The following is a 15,857-nucleotide window of genomic DNA, read 5'->3' on the forward strand; positions in this document are numbered from 1 at the left end:
CGTACGGGCCGCGATCCCCATACCCTCGCTGTATGCCCCGCCGCCACATCCGCGTGACCGGCGCCCCCGAAGCCCCCCTCCGGGCCGCCCTCACCGCACTGCGCACCGAACTAGGCGTCCCCGATCGCTTCCCGCCCCAGGTGGAGGCGGAAGCCGAACGGGCCGCGAAGGCTCCGTCTCTTCCGTCCTACGACGCCACCGACATCCCTCTCTTCACGGTCGACCCGCCGACCTCCCGCGACCTCGACCAGGCGATGCACCTGTCCCGGCAAGGCACCGGCTACCGCGTCCACTACGCCATCGCCGACGTCGCCGCTTTCGTAGTACCCGGAGGCGAGGTGGACGCGGAGGCCCACCGACGGGCAACCACTCTGTACTTCCCGGACGAGAGGGTCCCGCTGCACCCCGCGGTGCTGAGCGAGGGCGCTGCCAGCCTGATGCCGGGCGAGACCCGCCCTGCCGCGCTATGGACGATCGACCTCGACGCGGAGGGCCGCACGGTCGCGGTCGACGTCCGCCGCGCGGTGGTCCGCAGCCGGGCCCGTCTCGACTACGCCGCCGTACAGAAGCAGATCGACGCGGGGACGGCGGAGGAGCCGCTGGCGCTGCTGAAGGAGATCGGGCAGGCGCGGGAGCGGCTGGAGGTGGAGCGGGGCGGCATCTCGCTGAACGTCCCCGAGCAGGAGATCGTGCAGCGGAACCACGCGTACGAGCTGACCTTCCGCGCCCCGCTCCCGGCCGACGGCTGGAACGCTCAGCTCTCCCTGCTGACGGGCATGGCGGCAGCGGACCTGATGGTGGCGGCCGGAACGGGTGTCCTGCGGACCCTGCCCGCCGCCCCGGACGGCGCGGTCGGCCGCCTGCGCCGCACCGCCCACGCGCTGCACATCGAGTGGCCGCACCACGTCTCGTATTCGCAGTTGATCCGTTCGCTGGACCCGCACCAGCCGCACCACGCGGCGTTCCTGCAGGAGTGCACGACGCTGCTGCGAGGCGCTACACGGTCTTCCGGGACGGCAAGCTGCCGGAGATCACCACGCATGCCGCGGTGGCGGCCCCGTACGCTCACTGCACGGCACCGATCCGGCGCCTCGCCGACCGCTATGCCGCGGAGATCTGCCTCGCTGCCGTCGCGGGCGAGGCCCCGCCGGACTGGGTGCTCGCCGCCCTCGACAGGCTCCCGCACGAGATGGCGGACGGCGCCCGGCGCGCGGGCACGGTCGAGCGGGAGTGCGTGGACATCGTGGAGGCGGCGCTGCTTCAGGACCGGGTGGGGGAGCTGTTCGACGGCTGTGTGGTGGAGGTGGAGGAGCGTCAACCCGCCGTGGGGAAGGTGCAGTTGGAGTCTCCGGCGGTCATCGGCCGGATTGAGGGAGGCGGTGATCTGCCGCTGGGAGAACGGCTGCGGGTGCGGCTCACGCAGGCAGACCCAGGATCGGCGAAGGTGGTTTTCGCGCCTGCGTGATCGCGCGTACGAGGCTGTCGGCGTCGTCGGCGTGGAAACGGACGAGACGGACGTCGCGTCGCCGGCCGAGGAAGGTGAAGTGGGCGACGGGCTCGGCGAGTTCGAGGGTGACGGTCGTCTGCGAGCCGATGGGGAGGTCGAGTTCGCCGTCGGGCCGCCGGCCGTCCGGGGTGATGCGCAACTCGCGCCGTACGGCGGTGATGTGGCGGACGGGTATGTGCAGGTCGACGTGGACGCCGCGCCGGACGCGCAGGTTGTCGAGGTCGAGCACGTGCGGTCGTACGACGGAGGCGGCGTGCAGTCCGACGACGAACAGGACGGTGTAGACGTCGAGGACGAGGACGACCCGGTGCACGGCCGGGTAGTTGCGCAGCAGGACGGACATCGTCAGCGTCTCGACGACGCACACGAACGCGAACCCGAACATCACGAGGCTCTGCCTGCGGGCGTATCCGAAGGCTTGCTTGCCCTGCGTCTCATGCGTCCGGCGGGTCAGCCAGAGGGCGAGGCTGTGGAGGAGCCGGAGTTCGTGGCGGAGGAGGTGGCGCGGGAGAACGCAGGCCGTTCTCACGGCTGTTCTCCCTTTTCTCCCTTGAGCATCTGCAGGGCGCGGCGGATGGCCTCCGCCTGGGCCGGGGCGAAGTCGGCGTAGAAGGCGCGCAGGAAACTGCCCTGCTGGTCGACCATGTCCACGGGCAGCATGTCGGCGGGGATCCAGGCGGCGATGGCGCGAGCGGCTTCGTCGACGCGGGGGTCGGACGGGTCGGCGTCGGCGAGGTCGTCGAGGAGGGCGTAGACCCGGGTGGCCTGTGCGATCGCTTCCGGGGCTTCGAAGGCGGCGCCCAGCATGGCACTCAGCCGCTCCCGCTCCTCGGGCGCTGTGGTGGTCTCGATGAGGGCGAGCATCTCGCGGTCCTTGGCGGCCATGGGGGAGTGGGTGGCGACGTGCGCCATGTCGTGGAAGAGAGCGCTGAGTTGGGGTGAGACGGGCCCCTCGGCGGGGATGCCGTCGGCGGCTTCGAGCAGCGCGCGCAGCCGTACCCGGCGCTCCTGAATGGCCGCCTCCTGCCGCGCCAGGTCTTCATCCAGCTCGGTGAGCACCTCGGCGAGGTCCTTGCCGGCGTCGTCGGCGAGGACGTCCCGCACCTCGGCGAGCCCGAGGCCCAGCTCGGTGAGCCGCCGGATCCGGGCGAGCACGACGGCGTGGCGCAGGGTGTAGTCCCGGTAGCCGTTCGCGAGCCGCTCGGGCTCGGGCAGCAGGCCCTGGTGGTGGTAGTGCCGCACGGTCCGCGTGGTGACGCCGACGGCAGCGGCGAGTTCTCCGATCCGCATGGGACCAGTAGAGAGGCTGACGTTGCGGCAGGGTCAAGCGGATTGGGTCGAAGGGGTGCCTCTTGGTGCGGCTGGAGAGCTGGAGGGGTTTGAGAGCTTGAGGGCTTGACGGCTAACGCTGTTAGCCGTACGGTCGTGGATGTGAGGCTAACGCCGTTAGCCACCGGAGTTGCCACTCACCACTCACCCACTCGCTTCTCGCCGACCGGAGGCAGCCATGAGCACGGTCACCACCACCGCCCCGCAGCGCTCGACCTGGACGATCGTCCGCCGCACCGCGTGGCTCGCGAACGCCCTGTTCTGGTCGGCCTTCGCGGTCCTGGAGGCCGTGAACCACGGCTGGCTGGCCGGCACCCTGGCGCTCGCGTTCTTCGTCCTGCCGGACCTGACGTTCCTGGTGGCGCTCGATGACGCGCCCCGGATGGCGAAGGGCCAGCTGCCGCCGCGAGCGGTGCCGTACTACAACGCGATGCACCGCGCGCTGGTCCCGCTGGCGCTGCTGGTGGCGTACACGGTGGGACCGTTCTCCTGGGCCCCGGCCTTCGCGGCCCTGTGCGGCTGGATGGCCCACATCTCGTACGATCGCGCCGTCGGCTACGGACTGCGCAGCAAGGAAGGCTTCCAGCGTGCCTGACCGCCTGACTCCCCGAGCCCGCGAGATCGCATCCGCCGCCCGGACCCTCCTGGAGGAGTCCGGGCCGACCGCACTGACCCTCCGGGCCCTGGCCGACCGCTTGGGCATCAAGGCGCCGTCCCTCTACAAGCACTTCCCCGACAAGCACGCCGTAGAGGTGGAGCTGATCGCGCAGATGCTGGAGGAGTCGGCGGCGGCGCTGGAGGAGGTGGAGGCGCGGGAGCCGGGCTCACTGCCGGTCTTGGCGGAGGCATACCGCACGTACGCACTGGCCCACCCTCACCTGTACTGCCTGGCCACGGAGCGCCCGCTCCCGAGGGAGGCCCTTCCGGCCGGCCTGGAGGACCGGGCGGCGATGCCGCTGATGAGGGCGTGCGGCGGGGACGTGGACACGGCCCGTTCCGTGTGGGCCTTCGCGCACGGGATGGTGATCCTGGAGATCCACGGACGCTTTCCGGAGGACGCGGATCTGGCGGCGGCATGGAAAAAGGGCTTGAAGGCGTTCCACCCTTAGCTAGGTGAGAGGGGGCAGGAACGGATGGCCGAACAGGCACTGTGGACGAGGGCGAGGCTGGGCCGGTGCGGCCCGGCGCTGGACCTCCTGACGGCCCGCTTCGACAAGCACGTCTACGCTCCGCACGCGCACGAGGAGTTCACGATCGGCGTGTGCGTGGACGGCTCCGAGGTGATCGACTACCGAGGCGGCCACATCCGCACGGGCCCGGGCTCGATCGTGGTCCTGGCGCCGGGCGAGATGCACACGGGCGGCCCCGGCAACGCCACCGACGGCTACGCCTACCGAGCCCTGTACGCCGCCCCCACCCTCCTCACCGACGGAGTGTTCGCCGACGGCCTCCCACACTTCCGCGAGCCCCTGATAGACGACCCGGAACTGGCCGCGGCGATCCTCCGCACCCACACGGACCTGCGCACCTGCCCCGACCCCCTGGAGACGGAATCCCGCCTGCCGTGGCTGCTCACGGCCCTGGCCCGCCGCCACTCGGCGTCCCGTCCGACGTCAGACACGATCCCCGGCGCCGACCGCATCGCGCTGGCCGTACGAGACCGCCTGGCAGAGGAACTACTGGACCCCCCGTCCCTCGCATCGCTCGCGGCGGACCTGGACCTGTCCCGCTACCAACTCCTCCGAGCCTTCCGTACGACGATGGGGATACCGCCGTACGCCTGGCTGGCGCAGTACCGAGTGACGAGGGCCCGCCGCCTGCTGGACACGGGCCTGAGGCCGGCCGAGGTGGCAGCCCTGGTGGGCTTCGCGGACCAGGCGCACCTGACGCGCTGGTTCCGCCGGGTGCTCGGGGTGACGCCGGCGGCGTACCGCAACAGTGTTCAAGACCGCAGGTAGGGGAGGGGCCGAAACTCGCCGTATGACTGCACGCGGCTGGTTCCTGTTCTCCCTGATGGGAGTCGTCTGGGGCATTCCCTACCTGATGATCAAGGTGGCGGTGGACGCCCCGCTGTCCCCCTCCATGGTGGTCTTCACACGCTGCGCCCTGGGCGCCCTCCTCCTGCTCCCCTTCGCAATACGCCAGGGCGGCCTGCCCCGCATGGTCCGTAGCCACTGGCTGCCGATGCTGGGCTTCGCGTGCATAGAGATCATCGGCCCCTGGTTCACGCTCACGGACGCGGAACGAAACCTGTCCAGCTCGACGGCGGGCCTGCTGATCGCAGGCGTTCCGATCGTGGGCGTGGTGTTGTCTCGCTTCTTCGGGAACGTGGAGCATCTGAGCGCGCGGAGGATGACGGGGCTGGGGCTGGGTCTGGCGGGGGTGGGAGTCCTGACCGTCCCCCACCTGACGGGAGGAGACGCCCGCTCACTGGGCGAGGTCATGCTGACGGTTCTGGGCTACGCGACGGCGCCCCTGATAGCGGCCCGCTGGCTGAAGAACGTCCCCACACTCCAACTGACGGCCCCCTGCCTGGCACTCGCAGCCCTGGTGTACGCGCCGGCGGCGGGGATGAGCTGGCCGACGGAGATGCCGTCGGCATCGGTTCTGGTGGCGTTGATCGGCTTGGGGACGATCTGCACGGCGCTGGCCTTCGTAGCCTTCCTGGAGTTGATCAAGGAGGTAGGCCCGACACGGGCAACGGTCTTCACGTACGTCAACCCGGCGGTGGCGGTGGCGGCGGGCGCCCTGTTCCTGGGCGAGGACCTGACGCTGGGCATCGGAGCGGCGTTCACGCTGATCCTGGCGGGCTCGATACTGGCGACGGCGGGGCCGGGGGCCGACCCTGGTAGTGGCTCTGGGAAAGACACCCGCCGGGTAGCATGGTCGACACGGCAGACGAGCCGGGCGGACGGCCGCGTGGAGTCCTCTTAACAGGGGGCTTCCCGAGGAACGTCCGGGCTCCACAGGGCAGGGTGATGGCTAACGGCCACCCGGGGTGACCCGCGGGACAGTGCCACAGAAAACAAACCGCCCAGCACTCCGGTGCTGGGTAAGGGTGAAACGGTGGTGTAAGAGACCACCAGTGCCCAGGGCGACCTGAGCAGCTAGGTAAACCCCACCCGGAGCAAGGTCAAAAGGAGCGCCGTAAAACGCACTCTGCGCGGACGTTCGAGGGCTGCCCGCCCGATGTCCGCGGGTAGACCGCACGAGGCCGGTGGCAACACCGGCCCTAGATGGATGGCCGTCGCCCCGGGCTCCGCGAGGAGCCCGGGGAACAGAACCCGGCGTACAGCCCGACTCGTCTGCCGCTACCTTCAGTTTCCGGGAGTTCACGGCTCAGCTCTCAGACTTGCAGAGGGCAGTTCGGAGCCAGTCAAGCGACTGTGTCCCGAGTACGGCGTCAGCGTTCCCACTGCGGTCGGCGAGGATCGGGACGCCCTGGCGTTCGCAGATCCGGATGATCCGGTGGGTGCGGGCCGCGGTGAGGTCGTGGGCACGGCCGGGCAGGACGGGCGAGATCCACAGCAGCCGAGCGGCTGAATCGGTCACCACCTGCACGTTCACTCCGTGTCGGCGGTGCTTGTGGGAGTAGTCGGCCCGGCTGTCGCCGACCCGGCCGCATTCCGCGAGGGTACCGTCGAGCAGGACGTAGCCGGGATTGGCTTCGCGCAGGGCGTGCAGCAGGCCGAGCGCGCGGTCGGCGAGCAAGTCGATGACGGCTGCCGCGTAGGCGTGGGTGGTGCCGACGGAGATACCGAAGCCAGCCGCGATCTGCGCCAGGGTGTCGTGCCGACGCAGGTACACCAGGCCGACCAGGGCACGCTGGTGCGGCGGGAGTTTGCAGCGGCGGTCACCCTCACCGGTGACGATGAGCATGGTGACCCACTCGACCAGGGCGTGAGGCAGGTCGAGTGCGGCAGGATAAGGAACCAACGAGGCTCCTGCGCCGACGAGTTGAGACTTCGGACACCTCCCTCAACGGCACAGGAGCCCTGTGCGTTGCGGACACCGTCCCCTCACCCGATCTATACCTTCTTCATGGGTTGATCCGGGTCATTCGTAAGATCGGGACACCCAGGAGTGCCGGGTATGGCTGTCACCCGAGAGCCGATGATGTGGCTTCCACTGATTGGCCGCCCGGCGCTCCGCGACGACTCGGCCGCTGATTGGGATGCGCGAACTGGATCGCTCGTATGGATACGTCGGCGAGGTCGTCTGCTGGGTGCACGTACACGCACGACGGAGGAGGACCGCGTGCCTGCACTGTGGGCCGGAACGGACGCCGGTAAGGCCGAGCACCACTGCTCGGTGATCGACACCGAGGGGGCGACGATGCTGTCGCGGCGCGTGCCCAACAACGAGCCCGAACTGCTGGAACTGTTGGGTGATGTCCTGGCCCTGGGCGACGAGGTGACCTGGGGCATCGACCTGGCCGACGGCGGAGCCGCCCTGGTCATCGCGATCCTCCTCAACCACGACCAGCCGGTGCACTACCTCTCCGGCCGGGCCATCCACCGCGCCTCTGAGAGCTACCGCGGTGAGGGCAAGGCCGACGCCAAGGACGCCGCCGTCATCGCCTACCAGGTCCGCGTCCGGCGGGATCTGCACCCCTTACGCACCACCGAAGAAACCGTCACCGACCTCAAGATCCTCACCGGCCGCCGCATGGACCTGGTCGCCGACCACACCCGCACGGTCAACCCCGAGCGAGCCCAGCTCACCAGCGTCTTCCCCGGCCTGGAACGGGCGTTGGACCTGACCAACAGCGGCCCGCTCACTTTGCTGACCGGCTACCAGACCCCGGCGGCCATGCGTCGAATCGGCGCCAAGCGGCTGGAGACCCGGCTGCGCAACCGTCACGTCGTCCGCCCCGACCGGCTCGCCGAGATCGCCGTCCAGGCCGCCGAACGGCAGCACACCAGCCTGCCCGGCGAGAAGCTGGCCGCGGAAGTGGTGCACACCCTTGCGAAGGAAGTCCTGGCTCTCAACCAGCAGGTCGCCGAACTCGACAAGGCCATCGAGGCCCGGTTTCGCGACCACCACACGTTCGAGGTGATCACCAGCATGCCCGGCTTGGGCGTCATCCTCCGCGACTCCGGGAAGATCAGCGGCAACCTGCGGCGCCCGCAGCGCTACAACCGCCGCCTCCAACGCGTCTTCTACATCTCGGCGTTGTTCAGCATCCGGCACTGTGAGGAGTCGCGCCGGTTCTGCGACCGCAAACGCACCGAGGGCAAGCGCCACACCCAGGCCGTCCTCGTCCTTGCCCGCCGCCGCGTCAACGTCCCCTGGGCACTCCTACGCGTCGGGCGGTGCTACGAGCTCACTCCGCCCAGTGCCCTCGCCGCTTGACAGACCACATCAGGAATCACTGTGTGTTGACCGTTCGGACTTCCTGGAGGACTCCTCTTTCAGCGAACGGGTGGACGGCCCGGGACGCTGAGGGCCGTCCACCTGGCGTTAGTGGTTGACGGCCTGGATCTCTTGGACGGTGACGTTCTGGGTGGCGCCGAAGGTGCCGTCGGGAAGGTTGGCGCCCGTGCCGCCGGTGCCGGTCCAGTGGATCTTCCAGGTGATGGTCGCCTTGAGCGGGTAGGTGCCGTCGCCCGAGGAGCGCAGGTACCTCACGCCGCAGGGTGGGGTCTGGTGTGCCTTGCCCTTGGCGTACGGCTCGCCGATCTTGCCGTTCTTGATCTCACAGACCCCGGAGGACGGGTAGACCTGCGCATCCGGGGTGCCCGGCTCGATCTTCAGGGAGACCGGCTCGGCGGTGGTCGTCGCGGAGATGCCGAGGACCGGGACGGAGGCGGTGACGGAGACCGGCTTGAACGCGGCGCCGTCCAGCCAGGCCCAGGTCGGCAGGTTGACCTTGGTCGTGCGGGCCGGGGCGAGGGTGACCTTGGTGCCGGGCACGCGGATCTCGTTGTACGCGAGTTCACCGAGGACCTTCGGGGTCACGGCGTTCTCGATGTCGGCCGGTGGCGGATCGCCCTTGTCCACCCAGAAGAAGGGCTTGGTGCACTTGTCCCAGCCGGGCGGGAAGCTCTCGTTGACGTACGAGTCCCACCAGTAGCCCTTGCCGGTCTTCTCCTTGTTGAAGTCCTTGTACGTGCCGGGGTCCTTGCCGCCGTCCTCGTACTTGTTGCGCTGTTGCAGGTCCCACTCGGAGCCCGTCGACTCGGCCTGCCAGATCGGCTCCAGGTACGTCTTGAGTCCGGCGGGCGAGTACTTCGGGGCGTACCAGCAGGCGGGCGGGGTCCAGGAGGTGGTGGAGGTGACGGGGCCGGCGGAGTTGCCGGAGCCGTTCTTGGAACGGTCGTAGACGATGACCCCGGCCGAGAGGGTGCCGTCGTCGCTCGCATCGCCCGACGTGCTGGTGCCCGACGCCGGGTCCGCGCCGCCACCGATCGAACCACCGCCTCCTGGATCCTGTGATGCCAGGGCCGTTGGGGCCGAAAGCATGCAGATCGAGCATGCGAGTGCTGCCGCAGCAACGTCACGGCGGAATCGGCTCATGGCTGGCACTTTGCGGCCCCTCGAACGGAAACGATCTTCACCGTCTCCCAGACGCCCTTCGCGTTCTTTTCGGCCTTCACGCCGTAGGACACGTAGCTGTTCTTGTCGGCCTTGGTCTTCTTGACCTGGTTGGTCTTGACGACCTTGGTGTACCCCTTGCTCTCATCGCCGCAGTAGGTCAGCGAGGCCGTCTTGTTGGACTCGATGGAGACCTGCCGGTCGAAGTAGCGGACGGTCCCGGTGACCGTCAAGCCTGCGTCCTTGAACGACTGGACCCACTTCTGGGCCGCCGCGGCCCCTTCGCCCTCCGTGTAGTACTCCAGAGCGGGAAGTCGCGGATTCTGTGCGGAGATAGCCGCATTGAGGGCACGGATGAACTCCGCGTTGTCGTTGAGGATCTCGTCCTGTCCCTGATCGGCAGCATGCTCGGGAGTGAACGTGATCGCGTTGTCGGCCGACAGCGTGATCTTCGGACGGCCTGCTGCACTGGAAGCGGAAGCAGTCGGCGAAGCCGACTTCTCGCTCCCCGCGTTCGCCCCCGCGATCTTGTCGTTGCCCTTGTTGTTGTCGCCCCCGCCCCCGCAGGCCGTCAGCAGGAGGGCTGCGGTCGCGGCGAGCGCGGTGGCAGCGGGCAATGTGCGACGCTTCACAGTGGTGGACTCCCCGTGAGACTGAAGTTCGTCAAGAGCATCAACGCTATCGGTGGGGTTCCTGGTTTCGCCAGAGCGAACTTCCCTGCGAACATGTGCAATTAAGGGCGTATCAGGCTCGCCGCGGTGTGGGATGGGTCCCGATCGTGCTCAAACCAGCAGTGGCCTCTGGTGTGTCCGTTTGGTGCGTGCAGGACCTCGGTTGACGCATGCGGGGATTCCGGTTCGCTATCGCCATGTCACGCATCTTGGCCACGCGCGCAGTGGTACGCCGATGTAAGCGACCCCGGTCGGGAGCGGCCGTCCTACGTGTACGCATACGCAGTGGATGTGTTGCGGACGTACGTGGATGCCGAGTGCCGGCACGCACACGTCCCGGCGGCGTTCGAGTCGGCGCCGGGAGACTGGATTTGTCCACCGCGTAGCCCGAGAGTGCTGGGCCTGCGGGCGAGGATGACGAGTAGTGCCGGCGTCTGAAGCCCGCGCCGGGCGAACCCGGCCCCCTCGGCTGATCTTTACTCCGCCTTGGTGTCTGCCTTACCTCTGGGATAACTGCTCTCCATAGTGTCGTGGGGTTGGCATGTGCACAGAGTGATGCAATTGGCGTACGGGGTTCGGGGGGCTGGTTCGGGTGTCGGACCTGAAGAAGGAAGCGGTGTCGATGCACAAGGCGGCGTCGGGGCTGCGTGGGGTGGGGCATCACACGGCGAAGCCGTTGCAGCAGTTCGAGGCGCAGTCGCGTGACTTGGACGCGCTGGGGGCGCTGGGCTCGCTGCTGGGGGCGAAGGGTGAGATCGAGAAGGGCATGACCACCCTGGTCAAGCTGACCAAGGCCTTGGATGAGGAGTGGGAGGCGGAGGCGAAGCTGATCGGTGAGGTCTCCACCGCGTTCGATCTGCTGGACGTGCTGATCGCGGCGGCGGCGCAGGCCGGGAAGGGCTGAGCGGCGGCGTCATGGTCGATCTCAACCCGTTGCACTATGTCAACAAGTTCAACCACATGTTCGGCGACTCGATCGCCAGCGGGCTGGAGTTTTTGGGCATCTCGGATCCGGCGGTGGATCCGGACGGGGTGCGGGAGATCGCGAAGAAGTGGCGGCACCTGGCGACCGGTCTGGACGACGCGGCGGGCGCTGCGGAGCGGGCGCTGGGCGGGGTGGAGTGGGAGGGCAAGGCGGCCAAGGCGTTCACCAAGCGCTCGAAGGCGGCGCGTAAGCAGGCCACGGAGATGGCGCACTCGCTGCGTGAGGGCGCGAAGGCGCTGGACGACTTCGCGGACAAGGCGCATGAGTTGCTGTCCGAGATCGGCGTGATGCTGGCGGAGATCGCCGAGTTCGAGATCGCCGGCCTGGCCCTGTCCATCCTCACCGCCGGTGCCTCGGACGTGGCCGCCACCCTGATGGCGGGCGAACGGGCGCTGAAGGTGATGGCGCTGATCGGCCGGATCGAGGAGGAGGGCACCGCGCTGGGCTCCGTGGTCCGCGGGGTGATGGAGGTCATCCGCGGGGTGGAGCGGGCGCTGCGGGCGCTCAAGGAGATCCGCGGGGTCGCCGAGGTGGCCAAGATGGCCAAGGAGGGTGCGAAGTTCTCCGCCTTCGAGACGCTGCTGAAGGACCCGGGCGCGTTCAAGGATCCACAGAAGCTGGCCGGGATCCTGGCCGAGGGCGCGGTGATGGGCGTCGGGTTCGGGGTGCTGGGCAAGGCGCTGGGCAAGGGCCTGAAGGCGCTGGGCCCGGCGGCGCTGGCGAAGCTGAGTAAGTCGCTGGGCATGGACTGCGCCGCGTTCGAGCGGCTGAGGCTGAACCCGGGCTTCGAGAAGCTGCCCGCCTCGGTCCGCAACATGGTCAAGAAGTTCGTGCGGGACCCGATCGACGTGGCCACCGGCGACATGGCCCTGCCCCGCACGGACGTGTCCCTGCCGGGCGCGCTCCCGCTGGTGCTGCAGCGCACCCACCTCTCCTCCTACCGCCACGGCGGCTGGTTCGGCCCATCCTGGGCCTCCACCCTGGACCAGCGGGTGCAGGCGGACGAGGACGGCTTCGTGTTCGCGGCGGCGGACGGCGCCCGCCTGTGCTTCCCACCCCTGGACCCGGACAGCACCGACCCGGTGCGCCCGCCGACGCCGGGCTCCCGCCTGACCCTGTCCTGGGACGCGGAGGTGGACGGCGCGGTCCGCATCACCGACCCCGACAGCGGCCTGACCTACGTCTTCCACAGCCCGGTCGCGGCGGCCGGCGACACCGCTGTCGACCTGCCGCTGCAGCACATCGTGGACCGCAACGGCAACCGCATCACCATCGAGTACAGGGAAGGCGACATCCCGTCCGCGGTCGTGCACTCCGGCGGCTACCACGTCGCCCTGGACCACGACCGGGCCCGCTCCCGCATCACCGGCCTGCGCCTGCTCGACCCCGCCCGCCCCCACCGCCCCGGCACCACCCTGCTCACCTTCGGCTACGACGAACAGGGCCACCTGAGCGAGGAGTACAACTCCTCGGGTCTGCCGATGCGTTACACCTACGACGCCGAGGGCCGCATCACCTCCTGGACCGACCGCAACGACACCACCTACTGGTACCGCTACGACGAGCGGGGCCGTGTCATCGCCACCGACGGCACTGCCGGCGCCCTGGCCTCCACCCTCGCCTACGACGACACCACCCGCACCACCCGCGTCACCGACTCCCTCGGCCACACCCGCGTCTACGAACACAACGAGAACCTGCGCCTGATCCGCGAGACCGATCCGCTCGGCAACGTCACGACCCAGGAATGGAACGCTGAGCATGAGCTGATCGCATGCACCGACCCGCTGGGGCGGACCATGCGCTTCACGTATGACGAACGGGGCCTCGTAACACGGGTGATGCGTCCGGACGGGGCGGAGATCACCGCCGCGTACAACGGGCTGGGGCTGGCGACCGAGGTGAGCAACCCGGACGGCACGGCTGTCTCGAGGGAATACTCCCCAACGGGCAATCCTCTCAAGGTGGTCGACGCAGTTGGCCGTTCCACCCATTTCACATTCGACGGTGCCGGCAGGCCCACCTCCGTCCGCGATGCGCTCGGTCACACGACACTCGTACGTACCAACCGAGTGGGCTTGCCGGTGGAAGTTACGGATCCCCTGGGCGCAGTCAGTCGCTGGGAGCACGATGCTTTCGGCCGTATCACCCTCTTCACCGACCCGGTGGGTACGGAGACACGCCTGGAATGGACGACGGAAGGAAAGCTCTCCCGCCGTATTACTGCCGACGGCTGTGAGGAGAAGTGGCTGTACGACGATGAGGGCAACTGCACTCAGTACATCGACGCTCACGGTGGAGTCGACAAGTTCGAGTACACGTACTTCGATCTCTTGTCGGCGCGCACCGATGCTGACGGCGTGCGCTACGCGTTCTCCTACGACACCGAACTACGACTCACCAAGGTCACCAATCCGCAGGGGATGACCTGGAACTACGAGTACGACGCCGCGGGCCGTCAGGTCGCCGAGTCCGACTTCGACGGTCGCGTGCAGCACTATGTGTACGATCCCGCAGGTCAGTTGATGGAGCGGGTAACTCCCCTCGGCGACTTCATCCGCTACGAACGAGATGTCCTTGACCAGGTGACGTCGAAGGAAGTCGCAGGCCGAATCACCGACTTCACCTACGACGCCATGGGGCGCATTCTCACGGCCACGGCACCCGACACGGATGTCGAATGGCGCTGGGACGAGCGGGGACAACTCCGCTCGGAGTCCGTCGCAGGCCGCGCGGTCAGTTACACCTACGACGATCTCGGAAGATGCGTTTCGCGTACGACACCGACCGGTGCCGTAAGCGCGTGGACATATGACTCGGCGGGACGTCCTGCGACACTGTCCGTCGCCGGGAGGCACATACGGTTCGAACGGGATGCAGCTGGGCGGGAGACGAACCGCCGTGTCGGCGAACGACTCAGCCTCAGCCATTCCTTCGACCAACTCGGCCACACCATCAGCCAGTCTCTCTCCACCCCCGAGACGATGCTGCGTAACCGGTCGTATGCCTACCGCCCCGATGGCCATATGACGGATGCCGTTGAAGCGGTGACCGGTGCGGCGCACCACTACACCCTGGACCCGGTCGGCCGTCCTCTGCAGGCCACTGGTGACAACTGGTCGGAAACGTACGCATACGATGCTGCCGGCAACCAGGTACATGCATCCTGGCCCGACAGACATCCTCACCCCGAAGCCCGCGGGGCCCGGAACTACGACGGCACACGTATTCGCACCGCGGGACGAACGCACTATCGGCACGACGACGCAGGCAGGCTGGTCCGGCGTACTCGGCGAACCCTCTCCGGGAGGAAAGAGACCTGGCACTACAACTGGAACGCGGAAGACCAACTGACGCACGTCACCACCCCCAGCGGCGCAACCTGGTGTTACACCTACGACGCCCTCGGACGCCGCACGTCCAAACGAAAAATGGCTTCCGATGGTGAAGTCGTCATGGAGCGGATTGACTTCGTCTGGGACGGCACGCGACTTGTCGAACAGCACGATCACGGCACGGGCGTCGTCACCACCTGGGACTACCAGGGGCACCGCCCCTTGGCTCAGCTCGAACGCAGAGCAAAGCCAGTGGGTGGCGGCAGTCCGAACATGACGGCGAGCGACCTCGACGGAATCTACGTGAATGGCCCGCAGTCGGACCTGGATTCCCGCTTCTTTGCGGTCGTCGCCGACCTGGTGGGCGCTCCCACCGAATTGGTTGACGAGACCGATCAGATTGCTTGGCACACTCGCACCGCCGTCTGGGGCGAGACCACGTGGAACGTCGACTTCACCGCCTACACCCCCTTGCGTTTTCCTGGCCAGTACGCCGACCCTGAAACCGGCTTGCACTACAACTACTTCCGGTATTACGACCCGCAGACCGCGAGGTACGTCACTCCCGACCCGCTCGGTCTGGCACCCGCACCGAATCCATGCAGCTACGTCGACAATCCTCACGGATGGATGGACCCGCTTGGTCTCGCTGCGACTCATAACCCGATCTATCCAGAGCGCCGCGAAGCGTTCAACGCCGCAAAGGACATGGCTGGTGTCCCTCGTTCCGCGCAGCCCATTCGCCAATGGACGGTCGGCGGGGACAGTGCTCGAGCCAACTCCCCGAACTACGTTTACAAACGTTGGGACCCTACGGTCAAGGATCCTGACTACAACCCCAGAGGCTCGTGGGGTCGCTACTATCAGTACGAGACACCGCACGGCATGCGTGTCATCGCCGAGCACACGGCTGATCCCAATGCGCCGCTGTCGCATTTCCATGCGGGAACTCCGCAGGCAGGTGAGCCTGCAGATGTGGACATGACCGGAAAGATCTACAAGGAAATGCAACCCAAGCACCATCTCTACTATGAACAGGGCAAATGCGGTGGTTAGCGAGTTGCAGCGTGTGCTCAGGGAGCGGCGAGAGCGCCAAGAACTGGATCGCATGCTGCGTGATGCCTCAGAGGTCGTCACCATGCACACGCTGTCGTCCGCGAGTGTGCCCGAGCGCGTCATGGAAGCCGTGCGGCGCTTCTGGGACATGTCCACTGAACCGAATGCGACACTGAGCGACGAGGTTTCTCAGGAAACCCTGGACGCCTGGGTGGAGGAGCTCCTTCCTTCGCACGGCTTCCACACGTCGGCCTTCCTGTACACGGAACTGGAACTCGCCCCTTGGATCGAGTTCAACCTGCCGCAGGCCTGGTTCTCCTCGATCCGGCAGGCCAAGGACACCCCATGGGTGTTCCTCGCGCACGACCTCAGCACGGTGGCCGCGGTCAGCGAGCAGGAGTACCGGTTCGAATTCTTCGTCGCGCGTGTGGTCTAAG

The 15,857-nt window shown here is 67.8% G+C and carries 11 protein-coding genes, 1 other RNA gene and 3 pseudogenes; 10 read left to right on the forward strand and 5 right to left on the reverse strand.

What is annotated here, in order from left to right:
- Positions 1 to 32: 32 nt before the first annotated feature.
- Positions 33 to 1,465, forward strand: a pseudogene (locus ACIBN2_RS12915) (RNB domain-containing ribonuclease).
- Here the strand turns inward: ACIBN2_RS12915 and ACIBN2_RS12920 are convergent.
- Entirely contained in the window at positions 1,416 to 2,036 is a 621-nt protein-coding gene (locus tag ACIBN2_RS12920; RefSeq protein WP_399134358.1) for a hypothetical protein, read from the reverse strand. The pseudogene ACIBN2_RS12915 and the gene ACIBN2_RS12920 sit on opposite strands and share 50 nt — an antisense overlap.
- Positions 2,033 to 2,797, reverse strand: a complete 765-nt coding sequence (locus ACIBN2_RS12925) for a MerR family transcriptional regulator (RefSeq protein WP_399134359.1) — start codon at positions 2,795 to 2,797, stop codon at positions 2,033 to 2,035. Before ACIBN2_RS12925 ends, ACIBN2_RS12920 begins: the two co-directional genes overlap by 4 nt.
- Before the next feature lie 217 nt (positions 2,798 to 3,014).
- Here ACIBN2_RS12925 and ACIBN2_RS12930 point away from each other — a divergent pair, with 217 nt between their 5' ends.
- The 5 genes and pseudogenes from ACIBN2_RS12930 to rnpB all read left to right on the forward strand — a co-directional run bounded on the left by ACIBN2_RS12930 (position 3,015) and on the right by rnpB (position 6,144).
- Positions 3,015 to 3,431 carry a DUF4260 family protein gene (locus ACIBN2_RS12930; protein WP_399134360.1) on the forward strand — a complete coding sequence of 139 codons (417 nt, stop codon included), beginning with the start codon at positions 3,015 to 3,017 and terminating at the stop codon, positions 3,429 to 3,431.
- Positions 3,424 to 3,945 carry a TetR/AcrR family transcriptional regulator gene (locus ACIBN2_RS12935; protein WP_399134361.1) on the forward strand — a complete coding sequence of 174 codons (522 nt, stop codon included), beginning with the start codon at positions 3,424 to 3,426 and terminating at the stop codon, positions 3,943 to 3,945. Before ACIBN2_RS12930 ends, ACIBN2_RS12935 begins: the two co-directional genes overlap by 8 nt.
- Before the next feature lie 24 nt (positions 3,946 to 3,969).
- Positions 3,970 to 4,794 (forward strand): helix-turn-helix domain-containing protein, encoded by an 825-nt coding sequence (locus ACIBN2_RS12940; RefSeq protein ID WP_399134362.1) that lies wholly within the window; start codon positions 3,970 to 3,972, stop codon positions 4,792 to 4,794.
- Positions 4,795 to 4,879: 85 nt separating this feature from the next.
- A pseudogene (locus tag ACIBN2_RS12945) lies at positions 4,880 to 5,599 on the forward strand (DMT family transporter); the annotation flags it as partial.
- A gap of 136 nt (positions 5,600 to 5,735) precedes the next feature.
- Positions 5,736 to 6,144: RNase P RNA component class A (rnpB, locus tag ACIBN2_RS12950), an RNA gene on the forward strand.
- 106 nt (positions 6,145 to 6,250) lie between these two features.
- Here rnpB and ACIBN2_RS12955 read toward each other — a convergent pair.
- Positions 6,251 to 6,772: pseudogene (locus ACIBN2_RS12955) on the reverse strand (transposase family protein); the annotation flags it as partial.
- A 321-nt stretch (positions 6,773 to 7,093) separates the two neighbouring features.
- Between ACIBN2_RS12955 and ACIBN2_RS12960 the strand changes: the two are divergent.
- Complete coding sequence (locus ACIBN2_RS12960; protein WP_399134363.1) at positions 7,094 to 8,191, forward strand: transposase; 1,098 nt, start codon at positions 7,094 to 7,096, stop codon at positions 8,189 to 8,191.
- Between the two features lie 108 nt (positions 8,192 to 8,299).
- On the opposite strand, the gene ACIBN2_RS12965 is transcribed toward ACIBN2_RS12960, so the two are convergent.
- Complete coding sequence (locus ACIBN2_RS12965; protein WP_399134364.1) at positions 8,300 to 9,364, reverse strand: hypothetical protein; 1,065 nt, start codon at positions 9,362 to 9,364, stop codon at positions 8,300 to 8,302.
- Positions 9,352 to 10,005: a hypothetical protein gene (locus ACIBN2_RS12970; protein WP_399134365.1), complete on the reverse strand. Its 654-nt coding sequence runs from the start codon at positions 10,003 to 10,005 to the stop codon at positions 9,352 to 9,354. The genes ACIBN2_RS12965 and ACIBN2_RS12970 overlap by 13 nt, the downstream gene beginning before the upstream one ends.
- A 631-nt stretch (positions 10,006 to 10,636) precedes the next feature.
- On the opposite strand from ACIBN2_RS12970, the gene ACIBN2_RS12975 reads away from it, so the two are divergent.
- The 3 genes from ACIBN2_RS12975 to ACIBN2_RS12985 are packed head-to-tail and all read left to right on the forward strand — an operon-like array spanning position 10,637 to position 15,856.
- Positions 10,637 to 10,948, forward strand: coding sequence for a hypothetical protein (locus ACIBN2_RS12975; RefSeq protein WP_399134366.1), 312 nt, complete (start codon positions 10,637 to 10,639; stop codon positions 10,946 to 10,948).
- An 11-nt stretch (positions 10,949 to 10,959) separates the two neighbouring features.
- Positions 10,960 to 15,420 carry a DUF6531 domain-containing protein gene (locus tag ACIBN2_RS12980; RefSeq protein ID WP_399134368.1) on the forward strand — a complete coding sequence of 1,487 codons (4,461 nt, stop codon included), beginning with the start codon at positions 10,960 to 10,962 and terminating at the stop codon, positions 15,418 to 15,420.
- Entirely contained in the window at positions 15,395 to 15,856 is a 462-nt protein-coding gene (locus ACIBN2_RS12985) for a hypothetical protein (protein ID WP_399134369.1), read from the forward strand. The genes ACIBN2_RS12980 and ACIBN2_RS12985 overlap by 26 nt, the downstream gene beginning before the upstream one ends.
- Position 15,857 lies beyond the last annotated feature (1 nt).

Source organism: Streptomyces sp. NPDC050534 (assembly GCF_044457745.1).
Taxonomy (GTDB): Bacteria; Actinomycetota; Actinomycetes; order Streptomycetales; family Streptomycetaceae; genus Streptomyces.